Here is a 7,001-nt window from a genome sequence, read left to right as displayed (position 1 = left end):
GAGGGGTGAACCCTATCCGAGAGCACGGAGATTGCGGCTTTTAGGGCTTACGCCCTTTACCCCTCTCTGTCGCTTTCGCGACATCTCCCCCTCAAGGGGGGAGATTGATTGAGGGCTATGCGGCCACTGCTTCAAGCAATATCTGCTTCAGCACAAATCCCGGCAGCCCTGAAACTACCGCATCAATTCGTTCTTCAGCGCTGGCGTCGGCCAGCAGGTCTGGCTGACGCGGTTTCTCGCCTGCCAGTCGCCGATGGAGCGGCGGGTCTTGTAGCCGACGAGGCCGTCCGCGCCGCCGACATCATAGCCCATGCCCTCGAGCTTGCGCTGCATGGCGGCGACATCGGAGCGCAACAGCGTGCCGGTGCGCTGCCAGGGCTGGGCAAAAGCGCCCATGCCGTACTGGATGCGGTCGGCGAGGTTGCCGACGAACAGGGCGTAAAGGTCGGAATTGTTGTATTCCTTGAGCACGTAGAAATTCGGCGTGACGATGAATTCCGGCCCGTAGCGGCCCTGCGGCACCAGCATCATGCCGGGCTTGCGCAGTTCCTCGGCGGGAAACGCCTTGCCGTTGACGCGGGTGATGCCCTGCTTGGTCCAGGCCGAAATCGCCCGGGCATTGTCGGGCCCTTCCTGGGCGCAGGAGACATTGTCCGGGATCACCGCCTCATAGCCCCAATCGCGCCCGCGTTCCCAGCCATCGCTTGCCAGATGCTTGGCGATGGTGGCGAGCGAATCGGGCACCGAATCCCAGACGTCGATGACGCCGTCGCCGTCGAAATCGACGGCATAGTTCATGAAATTGGAAGGCATCAGCTGCGGCTGGCCGAAGGCGCCGGCCCATGACGCCTTGCGTTTGTCCAGCGGGGCCGCGCCGCTCTGGATGATCTGCAGCGCGGCGATGAATTCGCGCTGGAACATCTCCTGACGCGATCCTGTCATGAACGCCTTGGTGCCGAGCACCTGGAGAATGTCGTATTTCTCCTCCGCCGCGCCGTAGCCCATCTCGCGGCCCCATATCGCGAGCACGATGCGGCCCGGCACGCCGTAACGCGCCTCGATCCGGTCCAGCACCGGCTTGTACTGATTGTAGAGCTGACGCCCTTTCACTGCGAGATAGTTGAGATTGTTCTCGCTGAAATAGGGACCGGGCTCGGAGAATTCCGGCTGCGTCTGTTTGCGCTGCGCCGGCGGCTTGGTGCCCGGCGGCACCAGGTCCGGCAGCGACCAGTTGATCGAAAGCCCCTGCGTCACCCGGTCGTAAACCGATGCCGATACCCCGGAACGCAGCGCCGCCTGGCGCATGTCGGTCGCAAGCCACTGGCTGAACTGACGATCGACGCTCGCTTTATCATAAGCGTTGGCGACGGAGGAGAATTCCGCCCCGGCAAGGAAGGCGAGCGCGATCGCAAACAGGGCGCAAATGATGCGTACGGCCATGAACGGGCGTGATCTGGTCATTCCGGCTTCTCCTTTTCGCGCGGATTCTCGGGCATCAGGGTTACCGAATGATAAATCAATTATGGCCGCTTCAGGGCAATACGATGGCGTTTGTGGCTCTCAGGCCCGTCCCGCCTCGACATCGGCGCCGAAGTCGTTGGTCTGTTCCTGCCCGGGCTTGCAGTACCAGTAAAGCAGAACGAACAGGCCGATCACGGTGAAGCCGATCAGCTGCCACCAGCCGCTGCGGCCGACATCATGAAGCCTGCGCGCGGAGATCGCGATCGACGGAATCAAAGTTGCCAGGTTCCAGAGCCCCTGCAGATAGCCGACCTTGCCGAACAGGGCCGAATCAATTCCGCCGAGAACGCCGCTGATAATGATCGTCCACAGCACCCAGAACCAGAACGCCCCGCGCGAGGACCGTCCGCTGAAAAGGGCATAATTCTTGAACGTAAGCTGAAACGCCTCGACGAAACCGACATTGCGGTGATCGCGACCGACGATCGAAGATTGTGATTCCGACATGATTTTCCCCTGTTGTCCCGGCATCAGACTACGCCCGGTGCGCAACGAGCGCAATAAGCGCGCATTCGCTATATTGCGGCTCCGTTCTTCCCAAGCACGCCCTCTTCGGATAGGAAGCACGGGACCGCGTCCCGGCACCTTGCCGCCCGCGGCCGTACGCCCTTGTCGTCAAAGTTTGAGGTCGGCTGAAACTCATGACTATCGGTTGGATCGAGGCCGCCTTTCTGGGCCTGTTGCAGGGGCTGACGGAATTTCTTCCGATCTCCTCCAGCGCGCATCTGCGCATCGCCGGCGCTTTCCTGCCATCCGGCGCGGACCCGGGTGCGGCCTTCACCGCCATCACCCAGATCGGCACCGAACTCGCCGTGCTGGTCTATTTCTGGTCCGATATCATGCGGATCGCCAAGGCCTGGCTCGGCCACAATCTGCGGCTCGGCAGCGGTTACGACAGGGCCGACGTGCGGATGGGCTGGCTGATCATCATCGGCTCGCTGCCGATCGTCATCCTGGGCCTTCTGTTCAAGGATGAAATCGAGACCTCGCTGCGCAATCTTTACATCACCGCCGCGATGCTGATCATCTTCGGCATTATCATGGGGATCGCCGACCGGATCGGCGCCAAGCGCATCCGGCTGGAGCAACTGAGCTGGCGCGACGGCATTCTCTTTGGCTTTGCCCAGGCGATGGCGCTGATACCGGGCGTGTCGCGGTCTGGCGGCACGATCAGCGCCGGGCTGCTGCTCGGCTACACCCGCGAGGCGGCGGCGCGTTATTCATTTCTGCTGGCCGTGCCGGCCGTTTTCGGCTCCGGCTTCTACCAGCTCTTCAAGAGCATCGGCGAGGATAATCCGGTCGGCTGGGGGGCAACGGCGCTTGCCACCGCGATCGCCTTCTTCGTCGGCTACGCCGTGATCGTCTTCTTCCTGCGGCTGGTCTCGACCCGCAGCTACATGCCGTTCGTCTACTACCGGGTGGCGCTCGGCGCAGGCCTTCTGGTCCTGCTCGGACTCGGTGTGATCAGTCCTGTTGGCTGACGGTCACCCATCATTAATCCTTCGGTGGTTAGATGGGCCGCAAACAATCACGTGATCGGGTCGTGTCGCGGCTTCTGGCCGGGCGTCGATCCGTGACCTACGCGACGGAAGCCAGATGTCTACGCTCTATCACCACCCGATGTCCGCCGCCTCACGCTTCATTCGCCTGGTGATCGGCGAATATGCCTTCGAGGTCGACATGATCGAGGAGCGGCCATGGGAAAAACGCAAGGCCTTCCTGACGGCCAATCCCGCCGGCACGCTGCCCGTCTATGTCGATGACAATATGCGGGCGCTTTGTGGCCCGTTCGTGATCGCCGAATTCATGGACGAGACTCATGGCGTGCTCCAGCGCGAACGCCGGCTGCTGGCGGAAGAGCCGTTCCAGCGCGCCGAAATCCGAAGGCTCACCGAATGGTTCCTGCTGAAGCTCGAACAGGACGTCACCCATCCGCTGTGCCGCGAGCGGGTCTACAAGCTGCAGATGAGCACCGAATATGGCGGCGGCGCGCCTGATTCGCGCGTGCTGCGGGCGGCCCGCGCCAATATCCGCCAGCATATGAAATATGTCGCCTGGCTTGCCGGCAGCCGGGGATGGCTGGCGGGCAAGCGGATGAGCTATGCCGACCTTGCCGCCGGCGGCGCGATCTCCGCGCTCGATTATCTCGGCGAAATCAACTGGGACGAGACGCCCGCCGCCAAGGAATGGTACCAGCGTCTGAAATCCCGCCCCGCCTTCCGGGCGCTGCTCGCCGACCGGGTGCGCGGCGTGGTGCCGGTTTCTCACTACGCCGATCTGGATTTTTAGGCCGCAACGCGCCACCTTTGGGAAAGCATCGTCCTATGGGGCGATCAACAAAATGGCGGTGGCATGGATGAGCGTACCGAAAAGCTGAAACAGTTCCTCCGCGAAGAAGCCCTCTCGCAAGGCTTTTCCGCATGCCGGATCGCGCGCGCCGAAGATATGCCTGAGGCGGCGCAGGCGCTCGCCGAAGGCATCGCCAAGGGTCATTACGGCGAGATGGCCTGGATGGCGGAAACATTCGAACGCCGGTCCTCGCCGCTGAAGCTCTGGCCGGAGGCCCGTTCCGTCATCATGCTTGCGATGAATTATGGCCCGGAAGACGACCCGAGGCCTCTGCTGAAACGGAAGGACCGCGCCAATATCTCAGTCTATGCCCGAAACCGCGACTATCACGACGTCATCAAGGGAAAGCTGAAGCAGATCGCCGGACGGTTCGCCGCCCGCAGCGGGGCCGACGTCAAGGTGTTCGTCGATACCGCGCCGGTGATGGAAAAGCCGCTTGCCGAAAAGGCCGGCATCGGCTGGCAGGGCAAGCACACCAATCTGGTCAGCCGGCAATTCGGCTCATGGCTGTTCCTGGGCTCGATCTTCACCACCGAAGACCTTGCGGCCGATGCCGCCGAACGAGACCATTGCGGCTCCTGCCGCGCCTGCCTCGACGTCTGCCCGACCAACGCCTTTCCGGCCCCCTACCGTCTCGATGCGCGGCGCTGCATTTCCTATCTCACCATCGAGCATCACGGCGTCATCCCGCTGGAGTTTCGCGAAGCGATGGGCAACCGCATCTATGGCTGCGACGACTGTCTCGCCGCCTGCCCCTGGAACAAGTTCGCCGAACAATCCTCGGAGATGAAGCTGATCGCGCGCGACGACCTGAAGGCCCCGCGCCTGTCCCAGTTTCTCGGCTTCGACGATGCCGCCTTCCGCGCCTTCTTCACCGGTTCGCCGATCAAGCGGATCGGTCGCGACCGTTTCGTCCGCAACTGTCTGATCGCCGCCGGCAACAGCGGCGACGCCACGCTCGCTCCGCTCTGCCGCCTCCTGATCGATGACGACAGCGCGGCCGTCCGCGCCATGGCGGTCTGGGCGCTGGCGCGGCTTCTGCCCGGAAAAGAATTTGCCGCATTGGCAAGAACACGCTTACATGAGAGTGATGAGACCGTCCGCCACGAATGGCAACGCGAGGAGGAGACGCTATGCATCTGATGATTTTCGGCGCCGGATATTCCGGCAAGGCGATCGCCACGGCACTTGCTCCCTCCGCCAGCCAGGTCGCCGGCACCACGCGCAGCGCGGAAAAGGCAGCTGACCTCGGCCATTGCGGCATGGAGGCCTTCGTCTTCGACGGCAAGACCATAGATCCCGCGCTCGGCCACAAGCTGTCCTGTGTCACCCATCTGGTGCAATCGATCCCGCCCGGCCCCGACGGCGACAGCCTGCTGAACATCGCCAGCAGCACGGCGCATAGCGAACTGCCGGACCTGCAATGGCTCTGCTATCTCTCGACCGTCGGCGTCTATGGCGATCATGACGGCGCATGGGTGGACGAGACCTCCGAATGCCGGCCAACATCGGAACGCTCGAAACAGCGCCTGGCCGCCGAGCAGCAATGGCTGGAAACCGGCGCGAAACACGGGCTTCCGGTCGCCATTCTCCGGCTTTCCGGCATTTACGGCCCCCGCCGCAACCCGTTCCGCAAGCTGATGGATGGAACGGCGCAACGGGTGATCAAGAAGGGTCAGGTGTTCAACCGCATCCGCGTGGAGGATATCGCCTATGCCGTGGCCTTTCTGGCCGAGCGCGAGATCGGCGGCATCTTCAACGTCACCGACGACGAACCGGCCCCCCCGCAGGACGTGATCACCGAAGCGGCACGGCTGATGGGCATCGAGCCACCGCCGGAAGTGCCGTTCGAAGAGGCCGACATGACCCCGATGGCGCGGTCGTTCTGGGGCGAGAACAAGCGGGTGAGCAATGCCAAGCTGCGCAAACTCGGCTACGAATTCGAGTTTCCGAACTACCGGCAGTCGCTGAAGCAATTGTGGGATATGCGGGCGTATTGACGCCGCCCGCGCCGCCTACATCCCGACAGCATACTGCTCCCAGGCCCCGCCCGGCGCGGTGGCCGCTGCGAGCGCTGCGAGGTTCTGCTGCGCCTCATCGGCCGAAACGCCGGCGGTGACCACCCGTTGGGCCTCTTCCTGCTTGCCCTGAAGCGCCAGAACCAGCCCGAGATTGACCCGGACATCGGAACTGGCATTGCGCTGGTTCACGGCCTCGCGGAGGAAGTTTTCGGCCGACGGCAGATCATGCGTCAGCACATAGGAGGTCGCCATCGCCGACAGCACATCGGGATTGTTCGGCGACAGGCTGAGCGCCTTGCGATAGCGCATCCGCGCTTCCATCGGCTGGCCCATCTGATCGAGGATCGTGCCCTCTTCGTTATAGACGCGCCAGTCATTGGGGCTGAGGCTTGCAGCCTGCCGCACGGTTCTGAGCGCATCCGGATAATAACCGAGCGCCGCCTGGGACCTGGCATAGAAAAGCTGTGCCTCGCCGGAACCGGGGTTGAGGGCGGCCACCTGCCGCATCACCTCATTGGCCTTTTTGTAATCGCCGGTCGCCTTGAGATATTCCGAATATTCGATGCCGGTGTTCAGCCGGCCGGGACGGGAAAGATAGGCGCTTTCCAGCCGGTAGCTCACCTCAGCCTGCTGCGACAGCGAAAGCCCGGCGAAATCTTCCGCCATGCGGTAGCCGGAAGTGTTGATGCCGCCGCCGCGCACGCTGGCACAACCCGCCAGGGCAACAAGGCCGGCGGCGAGCAGGATCGCCGCGCGCGATGCATGGCCGGTGGGATTGTTCGTTTTCATGCAATCTCCGTCTGTTCTCAGCGCCTCGATCGGCGTATGGAATCACCGTCCACCGCCCTTGGTTACTTTACAGAAAGTTTTTTCGCGCGAAAGTATGCGGAAAGACCAGATCGAGCAAAGCCACATGCCGCACTTCCAGTATATCGCCCGCCCCCTTCCCTTCTGTCCCGCCGACGCGGCCACAAGGCCGCTCCACGCGCTTGTCCAGGGCGAGACGGACAAGCTGCCGGATAGCATCCGCGCCTTTGCGAGCGCAGCCGGCTTTGCGGGAAACGAGGGAGAGTTCCTGCTGGTTCCCGGCGGCGATGGCGGCCTTGGCGC

Annotated in this window: 7 protein-coding genes and 1 pseudogene; 5 read left to right on the top strand and 3 right to left on the bottom strand. The window is 63.1% G+C overall.

The window, feature by feature from the left end; all coding sequences use genetic code 11:
• Positions 1–174 precede the first annotated feature (174 nt).
• Entirely contained in the window at positions 175–1,461 is a 1,287-nt protein-coding gene (locus tag B4E36_RS05815) for a lytic murein transglycosylase (RefSeq protein ID WP_345900103.1), read from the bottom strand.
• Between the two features lie 99 nt (positions 1,462–1,560).
• Positions 1,561–1,968 (bottom strand): DUF805 domain-containing protein, encoded by a 408-nt coding sequence (locus B4E36_RS05810; RefSeq protein ID WP_292059173.1) that lies wholly within the window; start codon positions 1,966–1,968, stop codon positions 1,561–1,563.
• A 194-nt stretch (positions 1,969–2,162) separates the two neighbouring features.
• Here B4E36_RS05810 and B4E36_RS05805 point away from each other — a divergent pair, with 194 nt between their 5' ends.
• From B4E36_RS05805 to B4E36_RS05790, 4 genes are all read left to right on the top strand, one after another.
• The gene (locus B4E36_RS05805) at positions 2,163–3,002 is read left to right on the top strand and encodes an undecaprenyl-diphosphate phosphatase (protein WP_292059174.1); all 840 of its coding nucleotides are present in this window, start codon (positions 2,163–2,165) and stop codon (positions 3,000–3,002) included.
• Positions 3,003–3,117: 115 nt separating this feature from the next.
• Positions 3,118–3,810, top strand: coding sequence for a glutathione S-transferase family protein (locus B4E36_RS05800; protein WP_230719542.1), 693 nt, complete (start codon positions 3,118–3,120; stop codon positions 3,808–3,810).
• Positions 3,811–3,873: 63 nt separating this feature from the next.
• Positions 3,874–5,013, top strand: coding sequence for a tRNA epoxyqueuosine(34) reductase QueG (gene queG / locus B4E36_RS05795; RefSeq protein ID WP_292059178.1), 1,140 nt, complete (start codon positions 3,874–3,876; stop codon positions 5,011–5,013).
• Complete coding sequence (locus B4E36_RS05790) at positions 5,004–5,870, top strand: SDR family oxidoreductase (protein WP_292059180.1); 867 nt, start codon at positions 5,004–5,006, stop codon at positions 5,868–5,870. Before queG ends, B4E36_RS05790 begins: the two co-directional genes overlap by 10 nt.
• Before the next feature lie 15 nt (positions 5,871–5,885).
• Here B4E36_RS05790 and B4E36_RS05785 read toward each other — a convergent pair whose 3' ends face one another.
• Complete coding sequence (locus B4E36_RS05785; RefSeq protein ID WP_292059182.1) at positions 5,886–6,680, bottom strand: tetratricopeptide repeat protein; 795 nt, start codon at positions 6,678–6,680, stop codon at positions 5,886–5,888.
• A 124-nt stretch (positions 6,681–6,804) separates the two neighbouring features.
• Between B4E36_RS05785 and B4E36_RS05780 the strand changes: the two are divergent.
• Positions 6,805–7,001, top strand: a pseudogene (locus B4E36_RS05780) (leucyl aminopeptidase family protein); the annotation flags it as partial.

It is taken from the genome of Martelella sp. UBA3392, from assembly GCF_002358775.1.
Classification (GTDB): Bacteria; Pseudomonadota; Alphaproteobacteria; order Rhizobiales; family Rhizobiaceae; genus Martelella; species Martelella mediterranea.
This window is presented reverse-complemented; position numbering and strand designations above follow the sequence as displayed.